Below are 22,398 nucleotides of genomic sequence, written 5' to 3' on the forward strand. Positions count from 1 at the left end.
CCTATTTCTTCTTTAAGCTATTTCTTCTTTAAATAGTACGCCATAGGCAATAAGTAGCTCTGCACTTCGCGTTTCATGCGTACCCAAAATGATTGATCCACCTGCCTGAAAGCTCTTTGAGTATAAGCATCATTAAATTCACCATTTTTTCCTTGTGTTCCCAGCCATTGCTGCATCAATTTGCTTTCCGCTTTTTGCTGAGCTTCCTCACTAAAATCGATCTGCTGGCTTCCCTTGTCGTAACAAGCCTCCAGCCATGCCCAACCGCTTCGGCAGAACAGAGGAAGAGGCTCGGACATCCCTTGAAAATAGCCAGCAACCAATTGATTGAGATGGTTCTTGGCTTCATCGGTTGTCAATAGTGAAAAACACCATGCACTGTTTTCCCTTCCATACATTCGGCTTTCACCTTCTCCTCCTGAGAAGCAGTAGGCAAGATGTTCAATCCATAGTTGGATACCATCATTGGCAGTTAAGTTCGCTGGACGCCAACATAAAATTCCATCAGATTGAACTTGGTTAATTTTTCCGGTCAGAGTAACAGCATCTAATTCATGGCGTAACTCTATGAAAGAAGAGTCCATTCTCTCTTCTCGTATCTTATCTGCCAATGGCTGCATCGCCTCAAGCTGATTCAGCCAATATACCTCACCAAATGCACCGTGTGGCAACCCACCCGATGCACGGAGATGATAAAACAGTGGTTCAGGTTGCCTCTGTTCAAGCAAAATATTTAATAACAATTGATTGAATTGATAACGCTGCAAATGATCCAATACAAAGGGTTCTTCCTCAGGTAATTCCGTTTCTTCGATAACAAAATGAACTTTCAATTTTTGCTGAAAAAAAGCCCTGACTGGATGGCGATAAAAACGAACCAGATCATCCAACGTCACTTCTGTTATCTCACGAGAATCGCAACCTAATGGCTGACCAAAGTTAACGGGGGAAGTGCCTTGCAAACTGGCTGCCGGTAGCCATTCAACCGCATAACTTTGCAGCTCATGATCAGGTTGAAAGTTTTCCGTAGCAAAAGGGACACGCGTATGTTGCCGCAACAGATGATTTCTGACTTTTTTTGCACTGTCATCCACATTGAGCATCTCATCTCCCGGCAAGCAGCAACTCTGGCAAACATAATCCAGCAGTTCGTTGACCAATACGGAAGGGTTACATTCTGTATCATCGCGAATTGATTTACCAATGTAACTGATATACAAACACTCTTCCGCTGACATCAGTGCTTCCAGAAACAGATAACGGTCATCGTCACGCCGTTTCCTGTCCCCTCTCTGGCTTTTTTCTGTCATCAGATCAAAGCCAAGCGGTGGGATTGTTCGTGGATAAATACCATCGTTCATTCCCAACAAACAAACAACTTTAAAGGGAATAGAGCGCATTGGCATCAGAGTACAGAAATTCAGAGATCCCGCCAGAAAACGTTGACTGATCTTCTCATCATCAAAACGAAGAGCCAATTCATCACGCAATAAGATCAGGGGTATCTTTTTGCCATAATGTGCATGCAGGCCATTCTCAATCACCTTCTGCCATTGTTGGGTGATCAATGCCAATACCAGCTCGGTTTCATGATCCGCAATAAAAAAGGTTTCCAGCAATTGTGGACAAATACCAAGCCAGTCCGTTAATGATTGCTCTTCACTCAGGACCCTGCGCCAGCGATTTAATTCCATCAAAAATTCAGCCAGTTGCCCAGCCAGCTCCGCGGCAAGGCCACTGGATTCATCATAAGGTAAAACTTCATTCCACGGGCCTGCGTGGCTATCCATTGCATAACCTAGTAACATGCGTGTCAGACCAAAATGCCAGGTATTCTGCCCGGTGGCAGGTAATGACAGTGCTTCAATATTGTCATCATCCAGCCCCCAGCAAATACCGGATTCCTTTACCCAACGCCGCAATAAACGTAGCCCATCTTCCTGAATTGCGAATTTATCAGCCAGAGAAGGCACTTCCAATAATGCTAATACCTGCTCGGCTGTAAAACGGCTCTGAGGTAAATCCAATAGAGTAATAAAAGCCTGCAATACCGGGTGTGCTTGACGGGCTTTACGATCAGAAATGGCAAAAGGAATATAACGTTCACCCGGTGCGTTACCGAATACGGCCTGAATATAGGGCGTATAATTGTCGATATCGGCCATCATGACGATAATGTCCCTCGGCGTCAGAGAAGGATTATCATCTAACAGACGCAATATTTGATCCTGCAAAACTTCGACTTCTCTCTGTGGACTGTGGCACGAATGAAAAGACAGAGAACGATCTTCCCAGACAATCTGTCGTTTCTTCAGACTGTTTTTGAATGTACTTTCTGTAGAGCCAATTTGAGCATGATCTTCAAGATGCAAGATATCCCGCTGGAGTTGATGCAGAATACAATCTGGCTCCAGTTCAACAAAAGCATGGATGTCAGCATCCGGCTCCAACTGGGACAACAGGTAAAGATTATCTCTTCCTAATTTTCCCCATGAAGCCAGTAAAGGGTTACTCAGATTCTGTTCCCCTTCTTCATTAAAAAGGGATGGCGCATTATCTGGATCTCTGAACCGTTCTAATGATTGCTGGCTGCGGTAATGTCTGGGTTTACGGCTGTTCAACTTAGCAAGAAATGCGTAATTCTGAATATCACCCCAATAATATTGGCACGGGTTAGTGAACATCAGGTGGATATCAATCTGCTTACCCAGTGCCTTGACTACTTGCAGGTAGGTGGGTGGTAAGGAAGATATGCCACAAATAAAGATCCGTGAAGGTAGTTTTTCCTGTGAAAAATTTCCATCTTCCAATGCTGAAATAAATCGATGATATAAATTGGCACGATGCCACAGAGGTTGCTGTAGTTGATGCGTGTACTCTATTAGCTCAATCCAGAGCCGTTTCTGCCATTCCTGATTCGCACTTAGTCCATCAACGAGCTGCCCACTTTCCCAGCTCTCCAGCCATTGAGGACGATAAACCAGGTACTGGTCAAACAGGTCAGCAACCCTGCCAGCCAACTGGTGGATCTTACGTTTATCATTATCCTGATCAAGATAATGCCTGAGTGCCATAAACTCAGGCTCTGTTAACAGGTTAGGTAAAAGTGTCATCAGCTTCCACTTCATAGCATCTTTGCTGAATGCCCCTTCTCTGGGAACATCAGGCAATACCTGTGTAAACATCTGCCAGATAAACGTTGCCGGCAAAGGAAATTCCATGTTTGCAGCAATCCCCAATTTCTCTGCCAGTTGAATTTGCAGCCACTGTGACATACCGGGGCTTTGAACCAGGATCACTTCTTTGTCAAATGGGTTAGCAAGGGGGTTTTTCCTGATAAATATCGCCATCAACTCTTTCAGAATATCGAGTTGATTTGAATGATAAACTTTAAACATCAATGCTCCCACTTGTACAAAACCAACGTTCTAATTTACCTGAAGGATTATAGCTTTTTGTCACTGTTACCGTTATCTGATAGCACCCCAATGAATGAAATTCCTGTCGAAACTCGGTTTCCCACCCTTGTTGTGCTCCCTTTTCACCTCCGATCATCTTTCCTTTTAATGGCTCATATTGTTCCAACTGCTCATGTGCCAGTTTTACTGCCTTAAGTTGTAACCAATACTGCTGGAAATTTGATAACAGAGCCTGATGGTAACGCATTAAACCTAACAGAGAGACAGCAAACATAACAGATGCCACCATGACTTCCGGCAAACTTATGCCATCCTGCTGCTTATGTCTGCGAAATATTTTCATAAACAAAATTCAACCGCTATGACAGGACAAAAATCCAACCAGCCACTTTTAACAGAAGTAAGTGTATCTTGATTTGAACCTTTCATCTGTTTCATCCATTGATAAAGTTCAAGATGTTCTCCGGCAGAAAACGGCGCTATTCCCTTTAACAGGAAAAGATCATCCTGATAGCGCCTGAGGCAACTTTGCAAATAAGATCCTGATTTCTGTAAACAGAGCCAGTTCTCCAACTCCCGTGAATTAAGCGGCCATGGCTGTACTGAACCCCATGCCAATGATGACTCTGCCTGTTGAAAAGCATTCAGATATTTCTGTTCGTCAAACATCATCAACATGGCATTTTCCTGTTGGTAATGCAGTGCTTTCAGCATCATTAAGCTTAATGTCAGCATCATAAGAATCGATACCAACAGCGCATTACCTCTTTGGTTTTCATGCTGTTGCCCTAAGTCATTCACCAGATGATTTCCTTATGTTGCGCAACCGAACTGTGGTTTGGTAGTGATAGACAACAGAAGGAGACTTCACCCAACTGGCTTTGATGGACAATGCTATAAATATCAGCCTATTTTTTGGCTGTGATTTTTCAAGGTGAAAAGCGTCAATAGTGACTTCTTTGGGATCAAAAAGCCGTTCCCAGCTATTTTCCTGACAACTTCCTGTTCCTCTTTTCCATTCAAGAGCACGATTATTTAATCGGTAACCAAAGAATTCAGAGGCTGTATGTTCAGGTTCTTCCCATTGATTATTTAAATTAAGGTCAAAAGCAACAATAAAACAAGAGTTGGTAGGTTCAGTATTTTTATTGTGAATCACCAACGCTTCTCCTTTACACCGTTTACTGTCCTGACAATATCCTGCCCGCCTGAGATCTTTTTCCATCATATGAGCTACCCGATTCACCAGATAGTGAAGACGGTATTGGCGGTAGAGATCGAATATCTGACCGGATAAAACAGGATAAGTCTTTGCCATCGCAATAAAAATCACACTGCCAATCAACATGGAAACCAGAACTTCCAGCAAGGAGAAACCTGATTGTTTTTGTCTGAAACGACACATCATCCATATCATAGTTTTTTTATTCCCTAACAATGAGGCAGCCGACTTATATTATTGCTGCATGTCCTGATTCTTCCTCGCCCTGAAATCACGACACTTATTTCTCCGGCAGCATTTGTCAAAACAAAGCTGGCTGGCATCGCGGTATTTCTGACACCATAAAAATCGATTTTATTGCTGGTTGCTGAAGCCAGAACCACATCATCATGCGGTGATTTGACTCGCTCTCCCTCTCCCCCGTGACAATCCTTACTTTCGGTTACTGATGAAATCAGACACCATGATTGCCCCATCACCAGCCACAATGTTCGTTCCTGATTCATATAATTCGCCAGAGCCTGCTGCCTTTCCATAAAGGACAACACATTCTGCCCGGCTGATTGTAAATGCAAACCGCTTTGGTAATTTACCCAGCTATGCAATCCCCAGAGCAAACTCATTGAGATTAAGATCATTGCTATCATTAACTCTAACAATGTAAATCCACTTTGTTTGTCAGTGTATTTATCACTCATCAGCATCCAGCTTATGTCTCTGCTTACCCATTTAAATTCTTGTTGGCGAAAATATCTTCAATTTGGGAGGAAATAAAAAGCCTAAGTTTTTATTTATGCGAGGGGATTTGAAGAGAAAAATCAGTATATTGCTTTGTTACATTTTATTTGCGAACCAGCCCAACAACATAGCCAATCGAGATTAAAATCTGCACAAATTAACGATTTCAACTTAGTGATTGAAAGATAAAAAGTTATTTATTCTATAATGTTGGCAATCGGAAATAGAAGATTTTCAGGCAGAAATATAAGGTATAAATTATTTTTTCGGGTAAATAATATTTCCATCCCCAAATAGGGGATGGAAAGGATAATGCAGAATTAAATCGCAACCGGAGCTTTAATACCCGGATGCGGATCATAATCTACGATTTCAAAGTCTTCGAATCGATAATCGAACAGAGATGCAGGCTTACGCTTAATAACCAACTTTGGCAAAGTTCTGGGTTCACGGCTCAATTGCAGTTTCGTCTGCTCCATATGATTGCTGTATAGGTGGGTATCACCGCCAGTCCAGACAAAATCCCCCACTTCCAGATCACACTGCTGAGCCATCATGTGAACTAACAGAGCATAGCTGGCAATGTTAAATGGTAACCCTAAAAATACATCACAGGAGCGCTGGTAAAGTTGGCAGGAAAGCTTACCGTCTGCCACGTAAAACTGGAAAAATGCGTGACATGGTGCCAAAGCCATTTTGTCCAATTCGCCAACATTCCATGCAGAAACAATGATCCGGCGAGAGTCAGGATCACTCTTCAACTGCTCAATAACTTGGGTTAATTGATCGATTTGACGACCATCCGCTGCTCCCCAGGCGCGCCATTGTTTACCATAAACTGGCCCTAAGTCACCATTTTCGTCAGCCCATTCGTCCCAGATAGTAACGCCATTATCATGCAGGTATTTGATATTGGTATCACCATTCAGGAACCACAACAGTTCATGAATAATAGAGCGGAGATGGCAGCGTTTAGTTGTTACCAGCGGAAAACCTGCTTGCAAATTGAAACGCATCTGATGACCAAAGATTGAAAGTGTTCCTGTGCCTGTACGGTCATCTTTTGCTGTACCTTCTTCCAGCACTTTTTTCATTAAACCCAGATACTGTTTCATTTTGCCTCTTGTACCTTATCGTTTCGCATATTATTGCGAGTATTATTGTTGCGGGAACACTTATATGCCCATACCATCATCAGGATCCCCACTAAAATCATTGGTATGGAAAGGATCTGCCCCATACTGATCCCTTCAAATAATCCAAGTTGGGCATCAGGCTGACGGAAAAACTCAACGATGATACGGAATACACCGTAACCAATCAGGAATAGCCCTGAAACACTTCCCATCGGGCGCGGTTTACGAATAAATAAATTCAGGATGATAAACAGTACAATGCCTTCCAACACCATTTCATACAGTTGTGAAGGATGGCGCGGCAGGACACCATACTTTTCCAAAACAGGCCATAGCGAGGAATTGGTGGTTGCCAGTGCGATATCTTCACTGCGAGAACCCGGGAACAGCATTGCCCACGGTGTATCAAGCGTAACACGCCCCCACAACTCGCCATTAATAAAGTTACCGATACGCCCCATACCTAAGCCAAAAGGAACCAATGGCGCAACGAAATCAGCAGTTTGCAAGAAGTGGCGTTTAGTTCTGCGCGAGAACCACCACAGTGCACAAATGACGCCAACCAATCCTCCGTGGAAAGACATACCACCGTCCCAGACTTTAAACAGATACAGAGGATTATTCAGGAACATCGGCAGGTTATAGAACAGAACATAACCGAGGCGTCCACCAATGAATACCCCGGCAAAACCTGCATACAGCAAGTTTTCTACTTCGTTTTTATTCCAGCCACTGTTTGGTTTTGCCGCGCGACGGTTTGCTAACCACATAGCAAAAACAAAACCAACCAGATACATAAAACCGTACCAGTGGAGAGATACGGGGCCGATTGAAAATATGACAGGGTCAATATTAGGAAATGCCAGGTAGCTAGTGCTCATCGTTCCCCACTAAAAATAATGTTGTGTGAATGAATTTGTGTGTTAATGCCCTAAGACAAATAATCGTAAATAATAGCATGGGCGGTTAAATGCCACCACGCACCAACCCACCAAGACCGTGGGTTTCCATAAATGCAGAGGAAATCTCTCTCACCTGTTGGCTGGTTTCCGCCTCCAATACTTCTTTAACAAAATGATTGAGTTCGCCGGCATCTAAATGATGCAGCAAGTACTTGATACGCGGGACACTTCGACCACTCATACTCAGGCTACGATAGCCAAGACCTATCAGAATCAACGCCCCCATCGGCAAACCTGCCATTTCACCACAAACACTAACGGGTAAGCCAATACGCTGGCTTTCATCAATAATCTGTTTTAAAGCTCTGATTACTGCCGGATGCAGGTTGTCATACAGAGAAGCGACATGTGTATTATTACGATCCACCGCAAGCAAATACTGGGTTAAGTCGTTTGTACCGATAGAGATAAAATCAACTCGTTTCTTCAATTGTGGCAGCAGCAGGATCAGGGAAGGAACTTCTACCATGATCCCGACCTGTGGCATCACAATAGTTGTAGCAACTGATCGTTCAACTTCTGCTTTTGCCCTGTCGATCAACTTTCTGGCTTCATCAATCTCCTCAATACTGCTCACCATCGGCAGCAATATTTTCAGATTCTCCGTCTGCACATTGGCTTTCAACATGGCTCTGAGTTGAATCAAAAATATTTCCGGCTGATCCAGTGTTATGCGAATTCCCCGCCAGCCAAGACAAGGGTTTTCTTCGTTGATTGGCATATAAGGAAGGTTTTTGTCAGCACCAACATCCAACGTCCGCAATACGACTGACTTATCAGGAAAAAGTGTGAGCATTTCTTGGTAGCGGCTTTTCTGTTCATCTTCTGATGGAAAACCACTATGCAGCATAAAAGGGATCTCAGTACGATACAACCCGACGCCGTCGATACTATCACCCATTTGTTGCTCATATTTCAAACTCAAACCCGCATTGAGCTGAACCAGTACTCTTTCCCCATTTTTGAGACGTGCTTTTTGTTGCAATTCACCTTCAGCCAATTCGCTGAGCACTTGCTCTTCTTCGATAAGTTGACAGTATTCCTGAACAACCAGCGGCTCTGGTTCAATAAAAAATTCTCCGCGATAACCATCCAGAATCAACATCCGGTTATGCAGTAGTTCTGGTTGAATATCTGCCCCCATAATCGCAGGTATTCCCATTGCCCTGACCAATATTGCGGAATGAGAGTGAGTTGCCCCATCCCGTACAATGATACCAGCCAGCTTGTCCTGTGGTATTTCGGCCAGTAAATTGGCGTTGAGTTCATCGGCAACCAGAATGAAATGTTCAGGCCACTGGCAGTTGCCAGTAAAAGCATCATCCAGATGGAACAACACCCGCTGCCCAAGTGCCCGTAAATCAGAGGCTCGTTCCCGCATATAAGCATCTTGCAGGCTGGCGAATTGTTCAGCGTATTTCTCAATTACGGTCTTCACTGCCCATTCTGCGATAAAACCGTTATCAACGGAATGAAACAGATCTTGTTTAAGTTTGGGGTCGTTCAGTAAATGGGAATAGAGATCAAAAATGGCAGCACTTTCTTTCTGTGAACTGGCTGTAAATCGTTTACTTATTCGACGACATTCTGCGGTTGCCAGTTCAAGGGCTCGGGTTAAATGAGAACGTTCAGCTTGATAATTCAGTGTTGATGCTTCAAATATTTGTTCGAGCGATGGTTGAGAACAATCCTGCCATCCCTGAGCCATGACAATGCCATCGGAAACCGCCAGTGCCTTGATACGTGTCTGGCGATACTGACCAAACAGCTCCCGGGTCTGCGCTTGAGCAAGGATCGCAGCCAATTGCATAGCAAGTGTCACCATAAAGGATTCTTCACTTTCATCAAATAATCGGCGTTCATTCTGTTGAACAACCAAAATCCCTTGCAATTGGCGACGATAAATAATCGGAACCCCTAAAAAGGCCCGCAGATTCTCTTCTTTTACTTGAGGAATATATTTGAAACTAGGATGGTCACGCACATCGGCAAGGTTGATTAATTCCGACAAATGCCCGACTTCCCCCACAACGCCTTCATCAAAGGAGAGGCTTATCCCCTGTTTTCCCGGCTTTTCCAACCCCTTAGTAGCCATCAGGTAATAGCAACGACGCTGATGGTCTGCCAGATAAATAGAACAAACATCCGTGTTCATTGCTAAACAGGTTTCATTGACTAATAACTCAAGCGCTTCTGATAAATTTGTTGCCATCGCAACCTTTTCAACAATTTCCCGTAAGCGCATGAGCATAACGATTACCTAAATTAATTATCTAACTTCTTCTACGACGATATATATAGGTTGAATAGGATTGTGAAGTAGATTCCTGCGTTGGCATCACAATAGAAGAAAATTCTTTCATCACACGGCGGTATACATCTCGTTTAAACGAAACAACTTGCCTGACAGGATACCAATAACTCACCCAACGCCATCCATCAAACTCTGGTGTACTACTGCGCTGAACATTAATATCTGTTTCATTACAAAGCAACTGCAATAAAAACCAGCGTTGCTTTTGCCCGATACAAACGGGCTTTGTATCCCAACGCACCAAACGCTTGGGTAATTTGTAACGCAACCAGCTACGGGTGGAGGCGAGAACCCGTACGTCTTTGCGATTTAAACCAACTTCTTCGAACAACTCACGATACATCGCTTGTTCTGGTGATTCCCCCGGATTGATGCCCCCTTGAGGAAACTGCCAGGAATGCTGCCCATAACGGCGGGCCCAGAGAACCTGCCCTTGACGATTACAAATTACAATTCCTACATTCGGGCGGTAGCCATCATCATCGATCACCAGACTACCTCTTGATAAAACGAATTTGAAAAGATAGTTAATTGTTTCACACTCATCTCAAACGGTAAACCTCTATGATGGGGCTTTGCAGTTACAACTGAAGTCTCTACAATACGGTCATCTCAACGGGGTGCGATTGTTGCCGGGCAACATCGCTGAGAACAAACCCGTAGAACCTGATCCGGCTGATATCGGCGTAGGGATTTGAGTTGCTATTCATTGATATATAAATAGTAATTTTATCTGGCACTTTCTCAAATCCTTTGCCAATTTGCTAATAACTCATTTAATTATGAGTGCTAATAGTTACTGTTAATAACTACTATTAATAACTACAGGAGAGCAAAGTGTTTAAGCATCTATTTTTCCGATTTATTGCGAGATTTATTGCGATAAGTGCATTATCGATTTCTGCATGTGCCTTTGCTCAAGCAGCACAAGCAAAACCCACATTAACCGTTTATACTTATGATTCATTCGCTTCTGAGTGGGGCCCCGGCCCTGTTATCAAAAAAGATTTTGAAGCGGAATGTGACTGTGAATTGAAACTCGTCGCCCTGGAAGATGGTGTATCTTTGCTGAACCGTATAAGAATGGAAGGCAAAAAAGCATCGGCAGATGTTGTTCTGGGGTTAGATAATAACCTGATCCAAGCTGCCCAACAGACTGGATTATTCACTCCCAGCCATGTTGATACAACAAAGTTAAAACTGCCTGTCACATGGAATAACAATACCTTTATTCCTTACGATTACGGTTATTTTGCCTTTATTTACAACAAAAATACCTTGCCTAATCCCCCCAAAAGCATGGAAGAGCTTATTAACAGCCACCAGAATTGGAAGATTATTTATCAGGATCCACGTACCAGTACTCCTGGGTTAGGTTTTTTACTCTGGATGCAGGATATCTATGGTAATAATGCTGCGCAGGAGTGGCAGAAAATCGCCAAAAAAACACTGACTGTCACCAAAGGCTGGAGTGAGGCTTATGGGTTATTCCTGAAAGGTGAAGGGGATATGGTGCTTAGCTATACCACATCACCGGGCTATCACATCGTATCCGAGAAAAAAGATAATTACGCCGCTGCTATATTCAACGAGGGGCACTATTTACAAATTGAAGTCGCCGCCCAGTTGGCTTCCAGCAAACAGCCTGAACTGGCACAAAGATTCATGCAATTCATGGTTTCACCCGCATTCCAGCAAGCTATTCCGACCACCCAGTGGATGTATCCCGTGATTGACGTACCTCTACCTGAGGTTTTCAAACAACTGCCTGTGCCTGAGAAATCACTGCAATTCAACGCAGAAGATGTAGCCAAACACCGTACACAATGGATCCGTACATGGCAAAGTGCTGTAAGCCGTTAATTGCAGGTTGGTTACTGCCGGGGGTGATTGCCTCCGGCCTGCTGCTTCTCATTGCCCTGTCAGCTTTCGGGGTACTTTGGTTTAATGCGCCTGAAAGCCACTGGCAGGCATTTTTGAGTGACAGCTATCTGTGGCATGTCATTCGTTTTACTTTCTGGCAAGCGTTTTTGTCTGCTTTATTCTCAGTCACACCTGCAATATTTCTGGCAAGAGCGCTCTATCGCCGTCGTTTTCCGGGCAGAACGCTTTTTTTACGTCTATGCGCCATGACGCTGGTACTTCCTGTTTTAGTCGCCCTGTTTGGCATACTGACTGTTTATGGGCGTATTGGCTGGCTGGCTAATCTTTGCCAATGGATAGGAATTGAATACCGTTTTACCCTTTACGGCCTGCAAGGTATTTTGTTGGCGCATATTTTCTTTAATATGCCAATGGCAACACGATTACTGCTCCAATCGCTGGAAGGTATCGCAGTAGAACAACGGCAACTTGCAGCACAGCTTGGTATGAATGAATGGCAACATTTTCGCTTTGTCGAATGGCCTTATCTACGCCGTCAGATCTTGCCAACCGCAGCGCTGATTTTCATGCTGTGTTTTGCCAGTTTTGCCGCGGTGCTCGCATTGGGAGGCGGCCCTTCTGCAACTACAATTGAACTCGCTATTTATCAGGCTATTAAGTATGACTACGATCTTGGTCAGGCTGCTCTGCTCGCGCTGATCCAACTCTTTTGCTGTCTTGGTCTGGTTTTGCTGAGCCAAAAGCTCAAAGGAGTTCTTTCGGTGGGGTATGGTCATCAACAACAATGGCGTAATCCACAGGATTCATGGCTGAAAAAACTATGTGATGGATTGCTTATCACCACAGCATTGCTGTTTTTGCTCCCTCCTTTACTGGCCGTCATTGTAGATGGTTTGAACAGTGCCGTGTTTGATGTCCTCAGTAAACCCGCCTTGTGGTGGGCTTTCACAACATCCGTAATTATCGCACTGGGCGCTGGTTTCTTATGTGTTTTACTGACTATGATGCTGTTATGGAGCAGCCGTGAGTTACGCCTGCGTCATTTATCCCGTTGGGGACAAGCAATAGAAAGCAGTGGATTATTAATTCTTGCTATGCCCGGTATTGTCCTTGCAACAGGCTTTTTTATTCTGCTGAATAATACTGTTGGGTTGCCGGATTCCCCTTATGAACTGATTATCCTGACCAATGCGTTGATGGCAATTCCCTATGCTTTAAAAGTGCTGGATAATCCAATGCGTGATCTGGCTGAACGCTATAATCCGCTATGCCGCTCTTTAAATATTCAGGGCATCCACCGTTTACGCTGGATTGAGCTTAAAGCTCTGAGAATCCCATTAGCGCAGGCACTGGCTTTTGCCAGCGTGCTGTCAATCGGGGATTTTGGTGTTGTCGCATTATTTGGAGACGAGAATTTCCGCACACTGCCTTTCTACCTTTATCAGCAAATCGGGGCATATCGCAGTCAAGATGGTGCTGTGACTGCATTCCTGCTACTGCTTCTCTGTTTTATTTTATTTAGTGTTCTTGAACGATTACCGGGTCGACGCCATGATTAAACTTGAAAATGTTACTTACACCTATGAGCAGATTGCCATGCGTTTCGATGTCAACGTCGAAGCGGGCGAACGTATTGCAATCCTCGGCCCCAGTGGGGCGGGCAAAAGTACATTATTAAGTTTAATGGCAGGCTTTCAATTCGTGAAGAGTGGTGATATCTGGTTGGATGGAGAAAATCATACAAATACAGCTCCTTCCAAGCGCCCAGTATCCATGCTGTTTCAGGAAAACAATCTGTTTTCCCATTTAACCATTGAGCAGAATATTGGTTTGGGCTTACACCCCGGTCTTAAATTAAATGCTCAACAACGGCAGACGCTGCAACAAATTGCATCGCAAGTTTCACTGACAGAATATTTGAATCGCCTGCCCGCCCAGCTTTCCGGTGGGCAGCGCCAACGCGCGGCCCTGGCTCGCTGTTTAGTACGCCAGCAACCTATTTTATTACTGGATGAGCCTTTTTCAGCACTTGACCCCGCTTTACGTAATGAAATGCTGGCATTGCTGGATCAGGTATGTTGTGACCGAAAACTCACGTTACTGATGGTATCCCATAATCTTGATGATGCCGCCAAAATCGCACCGCGTTCTCTGCTGATTGTGGATGGAACAATTCATTATGATGGTGCAACAGAGAAATTGGTGAATGGCGAAGTGCCTGAGGCAAGGGTTTTGGGGATAGTATAATTGATTGTATATTAATCACTCAAATTACCCATTAAACATTTTCGGCGGTGTCAAAGAATATCAAATAATTGGGATAAGCCGTCATATCTTTCCTCATCTACCTTTTCTTCATTCTCCAGATGCATAGCATACTTATCCCATATCAGGCATCCTTCTCCAATCCAAGGTGGAGTAGTGGGACGCTTATTCTTCCAAAATTGTACTTTGCCTGCGACTCTGGGATTGGCTCGGTGTCTGAACAGCCATCTTAACTCTTTTCCGGTTATACTTTTTATATTTCCACTTCTCTTTCCCTCTAAACTCACACTCACAAACTGACTATTATTTGTGTTTGTGTTTGTGTTTGTGTTTGTGTTTGTGTTTATACCATCATTATTTATGTTTAGATCATACTTTCCAATGATGCTTTCCATATTAATACCATCAAGTATGAAATGTATATGTATATCCCGAGTTAATTCATTATCACCTATGCTTATCCACGATATTCCACCTTTACATTTTCTTCCTATAAGTTTACGTCTGTATGTTGTGCATTCAGTCACACTTCGATATTTATTATCCAGATTTAGATGTCTAAAGAAGCTTTCTTCATATTTTTTGTATTTATCATTTTCAATGTATTGGAATTCCTTATAAATATCACGGCGTATTTCTACATGTGTCGGATTTTTTTCATCCATACTTTCAAGAAAATTAGCCATATCTTCTAATTCTGAAGGAATTAAATAATTAGCAATCGTTACCGGAGGATAATCTTTATTATCATAATGATTTTTTGTATCTTCAAAAAATTCGACTGTATGTTTATATCTCCTTATTATTTCATTAGATAACCCATATATTAAATCACCTTTATAAAACTTTTCTCTATAAGGAGGAATAAATGGCATATATTACCCTACTCAATACCCAATATATTTAAAATGATTTTTTATATCACCTGTTATTTAAAATAGTGTATTCATTAGTATAGTTTTTAAAATTAAAAGACCCGATAAGTAAAAATCCTGCCAACCGATCCAAAAACAACTGTATAAATAAACATGAAATGCTATAATTCAGGTTATTGTCTTAATACCGAAATATTATGCAGATAAATCCTGTTGAACAAGGCTTCATCCTATCACGTCACTGGAAAGATACGCCATCTGGTATCGAATTGGTGTATTGGTTAGCTACAGATAAAGGTAGCCGACGCATTACCATTCCTCACCAAAAAGCCATCGCTTTTATCCCTCAACGTGATTTGCATAAAGCGCAGCCTCTGCTGGCACAAGAGCGATCTTGTGAGTTAAAGACATTACCACTGAAAGATTTTAATCGCCAAGCTGTCTCCGCCTTGTATTGTTCGCAATATCGTCAATTACAACATTTGAAAAAAGTATTCAGGGAGCAGGACATTCCGCTTTACGAAACCGATATCCGCCCTCCGGATCGTTTTATGATGGAACGCTTTATTACCGCCCCTGTTTGGTTCCATCAGAAACCAGACGGGGGCTATCAGATGAAACCCAATCCCGATTATCGTCCCAACTTGAAATGGGTTTCTCTGGATATCGAAACCAGCCAGCATGGTGAATTGTATTCCATCGGTTTAGCAGGTTGTGGTGAGAAAACCGTGTTTATGCTGGGGCCGGAAAATGGTGAAAAGCGAGAACTGGATTTTAATCTGGAGTATGTTGCCAGTCGCCCACAACTGTTGGAAAAACTGAATGAGTGGCTGAAAGTTTATGATCCCGATGCCATTATCGGTTGGAGCCTGATCCAATTTGATTTAAAGGTTCTACAGCAACACGGCGAACACTATAACATTCCTCTGCGATTTGGTCGTGATGGTAGCCTGCTGGAATGGCGCGAGCACAGTTTTAAGTCTGGACACTTTTTTGCATCAACAGAAGGCCGTTTGATCATTGATGGTATTGATGCACTGAAAACAGCCACCTGGAATTTTCCCTCGTTTAGTCTTGAATATGTTGCTCAGGAGTTATTGGGAGAAGGGAAAGCGATTGATAGCCCTTATGATCGGATGGATGAAATCAACCGTCGCTTTCAGGAAGATAAGCCTGCTCTCGCCCACTACAATTTGCAGGACTGTATTCTGGTCAACCGAATTTTTGAGAAAGCAGACCTCATGGCATTCTTGCTGGAACGAGCGACGGTAACAGGATTGGCTGCGGATCGGGCCGGAGGTTCTGTTGCCGCATTCACCCATCTTTATCTGCCGAGAATGCACCGTATTGGTTATGTCGCTCCCGTTCAGCCAACGGATTTCACAGATCACAGTCCGGGTGGTTTTGTGATGGATTCATCTCCGGGCTTGTATAATTCGGTGCTGGTATTGGATTACAAGAGCCTTTACCCTTCCATTATCCGTACTTTCCTTATCGATCCCGTCGGTATGGTGGAAGGCCTTGCCCATCCAGATAATAAACACTCTGTGCCCGGTTTCCGGCAAGCGTTTTTCTCCCGTACACAACACTGTCTGCCTGATATTGTCACGCAAATCTGGCATGAGCGTGACAAGGCAAAAAAACAGCAGAATGTCCCACTGGCTCAGGCCCTGAAAATTATTATGAATGCCTTCTATGGTGTACTCGGAGCCTCAGGCTGCCACTTTTTTGATCCACGCCTGACGTCATCCATTACGATGCGTGGGCACCAGATTATGCACCAAACCCGCGATTTGATTGAATCACAAGGGTATCAGGTTATTTATGGCGATACGGATTCCACGTTTGTCTGGCTGAAACGCCCTCATTCCGAAAAAGAGGCCAGCCAGATTGGTCACTCGCTGACACAGTTTGTCAATCAGTGGTGGAAGAATCATCTCAAAACCCAATTCAATCTTGAAAGCACACTGGAACTGGAATTCGAAACCCACTATCGGCGTTTTCTTATGCCGACAGTAAGGGGTACAGAGGAAGGCAGTAAAAAACGTTATGCTGGTTTGAGTGGCAACAAGATAGTATTCAAAGGATTGGAAACGGTAAGAAGCGACTGGACGCTATTAGCACAAACATTCCAGCAAGAGTTGTATTCCCTTATTTTTCACCAGCAACCTTATCAGGATTATATTCGTGATTATGTCGCCCTCACATTGGCAGGTGAATTTGATAACCGACTGATTTATCGAAAACGGCTACGTCGAAAGCTGGCTGATTATCAGCGCAATGTTCCCCCTCATGTCAGAGCAGCACGTCTGGCTGATGAGTATAATCAGCGGAAAAATCGCCCATTGCAGTATCAAAATGGCGGTTGGATCAGCTATATCATCACGCAATCCGGGCCTCAACCACTGGAAAACCTGACTTCACTGCCAGATTATGAACACTACATCAAAAAACAGATTATGCCGATTGCCGATGCCATCTTGCCATTTCTTCGGGATGATTTTATAACCCTGTTGACGGGGCAAATGAACCTGTCTTTTGATTAATTGATATTTTTGCAGGTGACGACTTGCTCAGCTTGAATTAACATAACGCCCCTCTAAAGGGAAATGACCCTTTTATGATCTATTTTTTCCGAAAAAGGTGATGAAAGGTGTCACTGAAACTAGTCAGAAAAGCTAGTCATAAAAACTAACCCTATCGATAACCAATAATAATCGATATCCAACAAAAGCAGCCATCCTGCAACCATAAATAACATTATCTAACAGAAAACTGAGCCAAAATTTATGCCATTTACTCTTGGTCAACGCTGGATAAGCGATACAGAAAGCGAACTTGGATTAGGTACAGTCGTGGCGCTCGACGCGCGCATGGTGACATTGCTTTTTCCAGCCAGCGGAGAAAACCGCCTCTACTCACGCAATGATTCCCCTATTACCCGTGTTATGTTTAATGCGGGCGATACCGTGACCAGTCACGAAGGCTGGAAACTCAAGATCGATGAAGTTCAGCAAGAAAATGGCCTGCTGAACTATGTCGGTACTCGTTTAGATACTGAAGAAGAAAATGTCAGCCTGCGGGAAGTGTTGCTGGATAGTAAGCTGACATTTAATAAGCCACAAGATCGCCTGTTTGCCGGTCAGATTGATCGAATGGATCGCTTTGCATTGCGCTTCCGTGCCCGTAAGCACCAGAGCGAACAATTTCGGCTGGCAGAGAGTGGACTGCGTGGTATTCGTGCCAGCCTGATCCCTCATCAGTTACATATTGCCAACGAAGTCGGCAAGCGCCACGCTCCCCGCGTATTATTGGCAGATGAGGTCGGCTTAGGTAAAACCATTGAAGCCGGGATGATTATTCATCAACAGTTGATGGCTGGCCGTGCAGAACGTGTATTAATCATTGTGCCAGACAGCCTCCAGCATCAATGGCTGGTGGAAATGCTGCGCCGTTTCAATCTGCGTTTCTCCCTGTTTGACGATGACCGTTACGCCGAAGCCCTGCACGATGGCGATAATCCATTTGAAACAGAACAATTGGTTATCTGCTCTCTGGATTTTGTTCGCCGCAACAAACAGCGGTTTGAACATCTGCTGGAAGCAAACTGGGATTTGATGGTCGTGGATGAGGCCCATCATCTGGCATGGAGTGAGCAAGCGCCAAGCCGCGAATATCATGTTATCGAGCAATTGGCAGAGCAAATCCCATCTGTATTGCTGCTGACCGCAACTCCAGAGCAATTGGGCCAAGAAAGCCATTTTGCCCGTTTGCGTCTCCTCGATCCGAACCGTTTCCACGATTATCAGGCTTTTATTGATGAGCAACAAAATTACCGCCCGGTTGCTGATGCGGTAACTTTGTTACTATCCGGCAAGACACTGAGCAATGACCAGCAAAACCTGATTGTTGAACTGATCAGCGAACAGGATATTGAACCTCTGCTGAAAGCGGCTAACAGTAATCAAAATGAAGAGAGTGAGAACGCCCGTCGTGAACTGATCTCTATGTTGATGGATCGCCACGGCACCAGCCGCCTGCTATTCCGTAATACCCGCAGCAGCGTGAAAGGCTTCCCACATCGGGAATTACACGAAATTAAACTGCCATTGCCAGCCCAATATCAGACTGCCATTAAAGTATCTGAAATTATGGGTGCTAAAAAATCGGTGGAAGCACGCGCCAAAGATATGCTCTACCCTGAGCGTATCTATCAGGAGTTTGAAGGCGAGAACGCGACCTGGTGGAACTTTGACCCTCGTGTGGAATGGCTGCTTGGCTTCCTGCTGGCAAATCGCGATGAAAAAGTGCTGGTGATCTGCGCCAAAGCACAAACCGCTCTGCAATTAGAACAAGTTCTGCGTGAGCGTGAAGGTATCCGCAGCGCAGTATTCCATGAAGGGCTCTCCCTGCTGGATCGCGACCGTGCCGCTGCTTACTTTGCTTCCGAAGAAGAAGGTGCACAAGTGCTGCTCTGTTCTGAAATCGGTTCCGAAGGTCGTAACTTCCAGTTCTCTAATCAGCTCGTGATGTTCGATCTGCCTTTTAATCCTGATTTGCTGGAACAACGTATCGGTCGTTTGGATCGTATCGGTCAAAGCCGCAATATCAAGATCAGTGTTCCTTATCTGGAAAGCACCGCACAATCTGTCCTGCTGTGCTGGTATCACGAAGGTCTGGATGCTTTTGAACACACCTGTCCGACAGGTCGTTCCATCTATGACAAATATTATGAAACACTGTTGAACTTTCTTGCCAAACCCAATGAGCAAACAGGCTTCCAGGAGTTTATTACCGAATGTCGCGAACACCACGAGAAACTCAAACAGCAATTGGAGCAGGGCCGTGACCGTCTTCTGGAGATGAATTCCAACGGTGGTGAGCAAGGACAAAAACTGGCTGAAGTTATTGCCGCACAGGATAATAATACCGATCTGGTGAATTTTGCCCTGAATCTGTTTGATATCATTGGTATTAATCAGGAAGACCGCAACGATAATATTATCGTCCTCAATCCATCTGATCACATGCTGGTGCCTGATTTCCCAGGGTTGCCGCAAGATGGTTGTTCTGTCACGTTTGATCGTGAAAAAGCGTTGTCCCGTGAAGATACACAGTTCCTAAGCTGGGAACACCCAATCATCCGTAATGGTTTAGATCTTATCCTGTCAGGAGATACCGGAAGCTGCGCAGTTTCTATCCTGAAAAACAAAGCACTGCCAGTCGGCACACTGCTGGTTGAGTTAATTTATGTTGTTGAAGCTCAGGCACCTAAACATCTGCAATTAACTCGCTTCCTGCCACCAACACCATTGCGCTTGTTGATGGATCTGAAAGGCACCAATCTGGCATCTCAGGTAGAGTTTGAAGGTTTCAACCGTCAGTTGAATGCCATCAACCGCCATAATGCCAGCAAGCTGGTTAATGCAGTTCAAAAAGAAGTTCATGCTATTTTGCAGCAATCTGAACCATTAGTTGAGCAACAGGCACGTGAATTGATCGAAAAAGCGAAAAAAGAAGCTGATGAAGTATTGTCCGCTGAGTTGTCACGTTTGGAAGCATTAAAAGCGGTTAACCCGAACATCCGTGGTGATGAGCTGGAAGCGATTGAATCTGAGCATAAGCACCTGCTGCTGAACCTTGACCAGGCAAGCTGGCGTCTGGATGCGATCCGCTTGGTTGTAGTTTCTCACCAGTAAATAACTATCAACCAACAACTGACGATCAATAACACTTATCTTGCAACTAAGGGATATCCTCAAAGAGATATCCCTTAGTTTTTTTACTTACTTTTGTCTTATCCGTTTTATCTTAGTCAGTTCACGTTATTTTGATCTCACCCCCTTAATCATATACTGCTAGAATGCGCCCCGTTATTTTTCTGAGCAAATCTTTTCCGAACCCATTGGAGCTACTATGCTGGAGTCTTACAATCCCCCGACTGACCCTTGGTTACATGTGCTTTATCAGGATGAGCACATTATGGTTGTCAATAAACCAAGCGGGTTGCTTTCTGTGCCGGGTAAAGCAGAAGAGCACAAAGACAGTATCATGACGAGGATCCAGGCTGAATTTCCAACTGCGGAATCTGTTCACCGGCTGGATATGGCAACCAGTGGTATCATGGTGGTCGCATTAACTAAAGCGGCAGAGCGTGAACTTAAACGGCAATTCCGTGAGCGTGAACCGAAAAAAGTCTATATCGCACGCGTTTGGGGGAAATTGGAGCAGGAACAGGGGCTGGTTGATTTACCGCTGATCTGCGACTGGCCGAACCGACCGAAACAAAAGGTCTGCTTTGCAACGGGAAAATCGGCACAGACAGAATATCAGGTACTTGAACATGAAGCTCAGGCAACCCGCGTCAGGCTGGCTCCTATCACCGGACGCTCCCATCAGCTTCGCGTACATATGCTGGCACTGGGGAACCCCATTCTGGGAGATCGGTTCTATGCCCATCAGCAGGCCAGGGAACTGGCACCTCGCCTGCAATTACATGCTCAGGAGTTATCGATCACTCATCCGGCCTACGGCTCTCCGATGCATTTTGAGTGTAAGGCTGACTTCTGATTGCAACTATTAATCTTCAATTACTACTATTTGAAGCCTTTCTCTTTTTTGATCAAATCGTAAGCGGATTGAATAGACTGTGCTTTCTGTTTGGCAATTTCCATCATTTCTGGTGGTAAACCTTTTGCCACCAGCTTATCGGGATGGTGTTCACTCATCAGTTTCCGATAAGCCCGTTTAATCGTTGTAGCCTGATCATTTTGGTTAACACCCAACACCTTACACGCATCTTCCAACGTCGCCCGTTGTTGACCAGGCCCCTGATAATGACCGTGCTGCTGGTATTGTCCGCCGAAATGGCGGCCACCTTCCATCATGGCAAGAAATTGTTCAAATTGAATACGGGAAATCCCCAGTTCTTCCGCGATCACAAACAACACTTTTCTTTCATTCGGATGCAGCTCACCATCAGCAAATGCTGCCTGAAGCTGAATTTCGAGAAACATTCTGATCAGATCAAAGCGTCCAAAGCAGGCCCGACGAAGTTGTCTCAATGTCTCACGCAGTGGAAATTCAGGATGTTTGCCTTCACGAAATGCCCGCTGCGCTGCAATCCGTGCCTCACCATGCAGTTGCATTCTATCCATAAGCTGACTTGCTAGCTGAATATCCGTTTCAGTCACCCGACCTTTCGATTTGGTCAGATGCCCCAATATCTGGAAGGTACTACGGAAAAACAGCGCTTGCCGGGATGGTTTTTTGGCTGACGTTCCCTGATTGCTTATTCTGATTTTATCAAGAATGTGCCCTAGCAATACCCCAATAACAATGCCCCAGAAACCGGCACCAGATGCAATACCAAATATTAACCCTAATAATTTTCCCCAATACTGCATATACTCTTCAATTCCTCAATGCCCTGAGCGAAATTTTGCATTATCATACTGTTCATCATTATCATACTATTCATTAAGCTCTGTGCCTAACAGCAAGATTAGTGAAATTTAACTTTACTCTGGCGCATATCTATCAAGTGCGTTAGTCTCTCAGCGTTTGTCGGCGTGATGCCACTG

The 22,398-nt window shown here is 44.2% G+C and carries 17 protein-coding genes and 1 riboswitch; of the genes, 6 read left to right on the plus strand and 11 right to left on the minus strand.

Annotated features, from left to right (window positions below; all coding sequences use genetic code 11):
• Positions 1-17: 17 nt before the first annotated feature.
• From recC to rppH, 9 genes are all read right to left on the minus strand, one after another.
• The gene (recC, locus tag HGO23_RS16880; protein ID WP_209027315.1) at positions 18-3,398 is read right to left on the minus strand and encodes an exodeoxyribonuclease V subunit gamma; all 3,381 of its coding nucleotides are present in this window, start codon (positions 3,396-3,398) and stop codon (positions 18-20) included.
• Positions 3,391-3,762, minus strand: a complete 372-nt coding sequence (locus tag HGO23_RS16885; RefSeq protein WP_099135058.1) for a prepilin-type N-terminal cleavage/methylation domain-containing protein — start codon at positions 3,760-3,762, stop codon at positions 3,391-3,393. Before HGO23_RS16885 ends, recC begins: the two co-directional genes overlap by 8 nt.
• The gene (locus HGO23_RS16890; RefSeq protein WP_244589854.1) at positions 3,759-4,220 is read right to left on the minus strand and encodes a YgdB family protein; all 462 of its coding nucleotides are present in this window, start codon (positions 4,218-4,220) and stop codon (positions 3,759-3,761) included. Before HGO23_RS16890 ends, HGO23_RS16885 begins: the two co-directional genes overlap by 4 nt.
• Positions 4,213-4,836, minus strand: a complete 624-nt coding sequence (locus tag HGO23_RS16895; RefSeq protein WP_209027316.1) for a prepilin peptidase-dependent protein — start codon at positions 4,834-4,836, stop codon at positions 4,213-4,215. Before HGO23_RS16895 ends, HGO23_RS16890 begins: the two co-directional genes overlap by 8 nt.
• Positions 4,837-4,850: 14 nt before the next feature.
• Positions 4,851-5,339 carry a prepilin peptidase-dependent protein gene (locus HGO23_RS16900; protein WP_209027317.1) on the minus strand — a complete coding sequence of 163 codons (489 nt, stop codon included), beginning with the start codon at positions 5,337-5,339 and terminating at the stop codon, positions 4,851-4,853.
• Positions 5,340-5,699: 360 nt separating this feature from the next.
• The gene (gene thyA, locus HGO23_RS16905; RefSeq protein WP_209027318.1) at positions 5,700-6,494 is read right to left on the minus strand and encodes a thymidylate synthase; all 795 of its coding nucleotides are present in this window, start codon (positions 6,492-6,494) and stop codon (positions 5,700-5,702) included.
• The gene (gene lgt / locus HGO23_RS16910; protein WP_209027319.1) at positions 6,491-7,396 is read right to left on the minus strand and encodes a prolipoprotein diacylglyceryl transferase; all 906 of its coding nucleotides are present in this window, start codon (positions 7,394-7,396) and stop codon (positions 6,491-6,493) included. Before lgt ends, thyA begins: the two co-directional genes overlap by 4 nt.
• A gap of 85 nt (positions 7,397-7,481) precedes the next feature.
• Positions 7,482-9,728, minus strand: a complete 2,247-nt coding sequence (gene ptsP, locus HGO23_RS16915; RefSeq protein ID WP_209027320.1) for a phosphoenolpyruvate--protein phosphotransferase — start codon at positions 9,726-9,728, stop codon at positions 7,482-7,484.
• Positions 9,729-9,750: 22 nt separating this feature from the next.
• Positions 9,751-10,281, minus strand: a complete 531-nt coding sequence (rppH, locus tag HGO23_RS16920; protein ID WP_209027321.1) for an RNA pyrophosphohydrolase — start codon at positions 10,279-10,281, stop codon at positions 9,751-9,753.
• 116 nt (positions 10,282-10,397) lie between these two features.
• A riboswitch (TPP riboswitch) is annotated at positions 10,398-10,502 on the plus strand.
• Positions 10,503-10,628: 126 nt separating this feature from the next.
• Between rppH and thiB the strand changes: the two genes are divergently transcribed.
• From thiB to thiQ, 3 genes are read left to right on the plus strand one after another with little or no spacing between them, the layout of a single operon-like run.
• Positions 10,629-11,654, plus strand: coding sequence for a thiamine ABC transporter substrate binding subunit (thiB, locus tag HGO23_RS16925; RefSeq protein ID WP_209027322.1), 1,026 nt, complete (start codon positions 10,629-10,631; stop codon positions 11,652-11,654).
• Positions 11,630-13,234 (plus strand): thiamine/thiamine pyrophosphate ABC transporter permease ThiP, encoded by a 1,605-nt coding sequence (gene thiP / locus HGO23_RS16930; RefSeq protein WP_209027323.1) that lies wholly within the window; start codon positions 11,630-11,632, stop codon positions 13,232-13,234. The genes thiB and thiP overlap by 25 nt, the downstream gene beginning before the upstream one ends.
• Complete coding sequence (gene thiQ / locus HGO23_RS16935; RefSeq protein ID WP_209027324.1) at positions 13,227-13,922, plus strand: thiamine ABC transporter ATP-binding protein ThiQ; 696 nt, start codon at positions 13,227-13,229, stop codon at positions 13,920-13,922. Before thiP ends, thiQ begins: the two co-directional genes overlap by 8 nt.
• Positions 13,923-13,972: 50 nt before the next feature.
• Here the strand turns inward: thiQ and HGO23_RS16940 are convergent, their stop codons facing one another.
• Complete coding sequence (locus HGO23_RS16940; protein ID WP_209027325.1) at positions 13,973-14,815, minus strand: hypothetical protein; 843 nt, start codon at positions 14,813-14,815, stop codon at positions 13,973-13,975.
• Between the two features lie 197 nt (positions 14,816-15,012).
• On the opposite strand from HGO23_RS16940, the gene HGO23_RS16945 reads away from it, so the two are divergent.
• From HGO23_RS16945 to rluA, 3 genes are all read left to right on the plus strand, one after another.
• Entirely contained in the window at positions 15,013-17,361 is a 2,349-nt protein-coding gene (locus HGO23_RS16945; protein ID WP_209027326.1) for a DNA polymerase II, read from the plus strand.
• 243 nt (positions 17,362-17,604) lie between these two features.
• Positions 17,605-20,514 carry an RNA polymerase-associated protein RapA gene (rapA, locus tag HGO23_RS16950; protein ID WP_099135070.1) on the plus strand — a complete coding sequence of 970 codons (2,910 nt, stop codon included), beginning with the start codon at positions 17,605-17,607 and terminating at the stop codon, positions 20,512-20,514.
• Between the two features lie 217 nt (positions 20,515-20,731).
• Entirely contained in the window at positions 20,732-21,385 is a 654-nt protein-coding gene (gene rluA / locus HGO23_RS16955) for a bifunctional tRNA pseudouridine(32) synthase/23S rRNA pseudouridine(746) synthase RluA (RefSeq protein ID WP_209027327.1), read from the plus strand.
• A gap of 26 nt (positions 21,386-21,411) precedes the next feature.
• Here the strand turns inward: rluA and djlA are convergent, their stop codons facing one another.
• Positions 21,412-22,221: a co-chaperone DjlA gene (gene djlA, locus HGO23_RS16960; protein ID WP_099135072.1), complete on the minus strand. Its 810-nt coding sequence runs from the start codon at positions 22,219-22,221 to the stop codon at positions 21,412-21,414.
• Between the last annotated feature and the right edge of the window lie 177 nt (positions 22,222-22,398).

Source organism: Xenorhabdus budapestensis (genome assembly GCF_017743015.1).
GTDB classification, from domain to species: domain Bacteria; phylum Pseudomonadota; class Gammaproteobacteria; order Enterobacterales; family Enterobacteriaceae; genus Xenorhabdus; species Xenorhabdus budapestensis.

Coding starts and splice junctions, on each gene's coding strand:
- rapA (WP_099135070.1), top strand. CDS start 17,605: ATGCCATTTACTCTTGGTCAACGCTGGATAAGCGATACAGAAAGCGAA.
- HGO23_RS16895 (WP_209027316.1), bottom strand. CDS start 4,836: ATGATATGGATGATGTGTCGTTTCAGACAAAAACAATCAGGTTTCTCC.
- ptsP (WP_209027320.1), bottom strand. CDS start 9,728: ATGCTCATGCGCTTACGGGAAATTGTTGAAAAGGTTGCGATGGCAACA.
- thiQ (WP_209027324.1), top strand. CDS start 13,227: ATGATTAAACTTGAAAATGTTACTTACACCTATGAGCAGATTGCCATG.
- HGO23_RS16945 (WP_209027326.1), top strand. CDS start 15,013: ATGCAGATAAATCCTGTTGAACAAGGCTTCATCCTATCACGTCACTGG.
- HGO23_RS16885 (WP_099135058.1), bottom strand. CDS start 3,762: ATGAAAATATTTCGCAGACATAAGCAGCAGGATGGCATAAGTTTGCCG.
- djlA (WP_099135072.1), bottom strand. CDS start 22,221: ATGCAGTATTGGGGAAAATTATTAGGGTTAATATTTGGTATTGCATCT.
- thiP (WP_209027323.1), top strand. CDS start 11,630: ATGGCAAAGTGCTGTAAGCCGTTAATTGCAGGTTGGTTACTGCCGGGG.
- HGO23_RS16940 (WP_209027325.1), bottom strand. CDS start 14,815: ATGCCATTTATTCCTCCTTATAGAGAAAAGTTTTATAAAGGTGATTTA.
- lgt (WP_209027319.1), bottom strand. CDS start 7,396: ATGAGCACTAGCTACCTGGCATTTCCTAATATTGACCCTGTCATATTT.
- rluA (WP_209027327.1), top strand. CDS start 20,732: ATGCTGGAGTCTTACAATCCCCCGACTGACCCTTGGTTACATGTGCTT.
- thyA (WP_209027318.1), bottom strand. CDS start 6,494: ATGAAACAGTATCTGGGTTTAATGAAAAAAGTGCTGGAAGAAGGTACA.
- HGO23_RS16900 (WP_209027317.1), bottom strand. CDS start 5,339: ATGAGTGATAAATACACTGACAAACAAAGTGGATTTACATTGTTAGAG.
- recC (WP_209027315.1), bottom strand. CDS start 3,398: ATGTTTAAAGTTTATCATTCAAATCAACTCGATATTCTGAAAGAGTTG.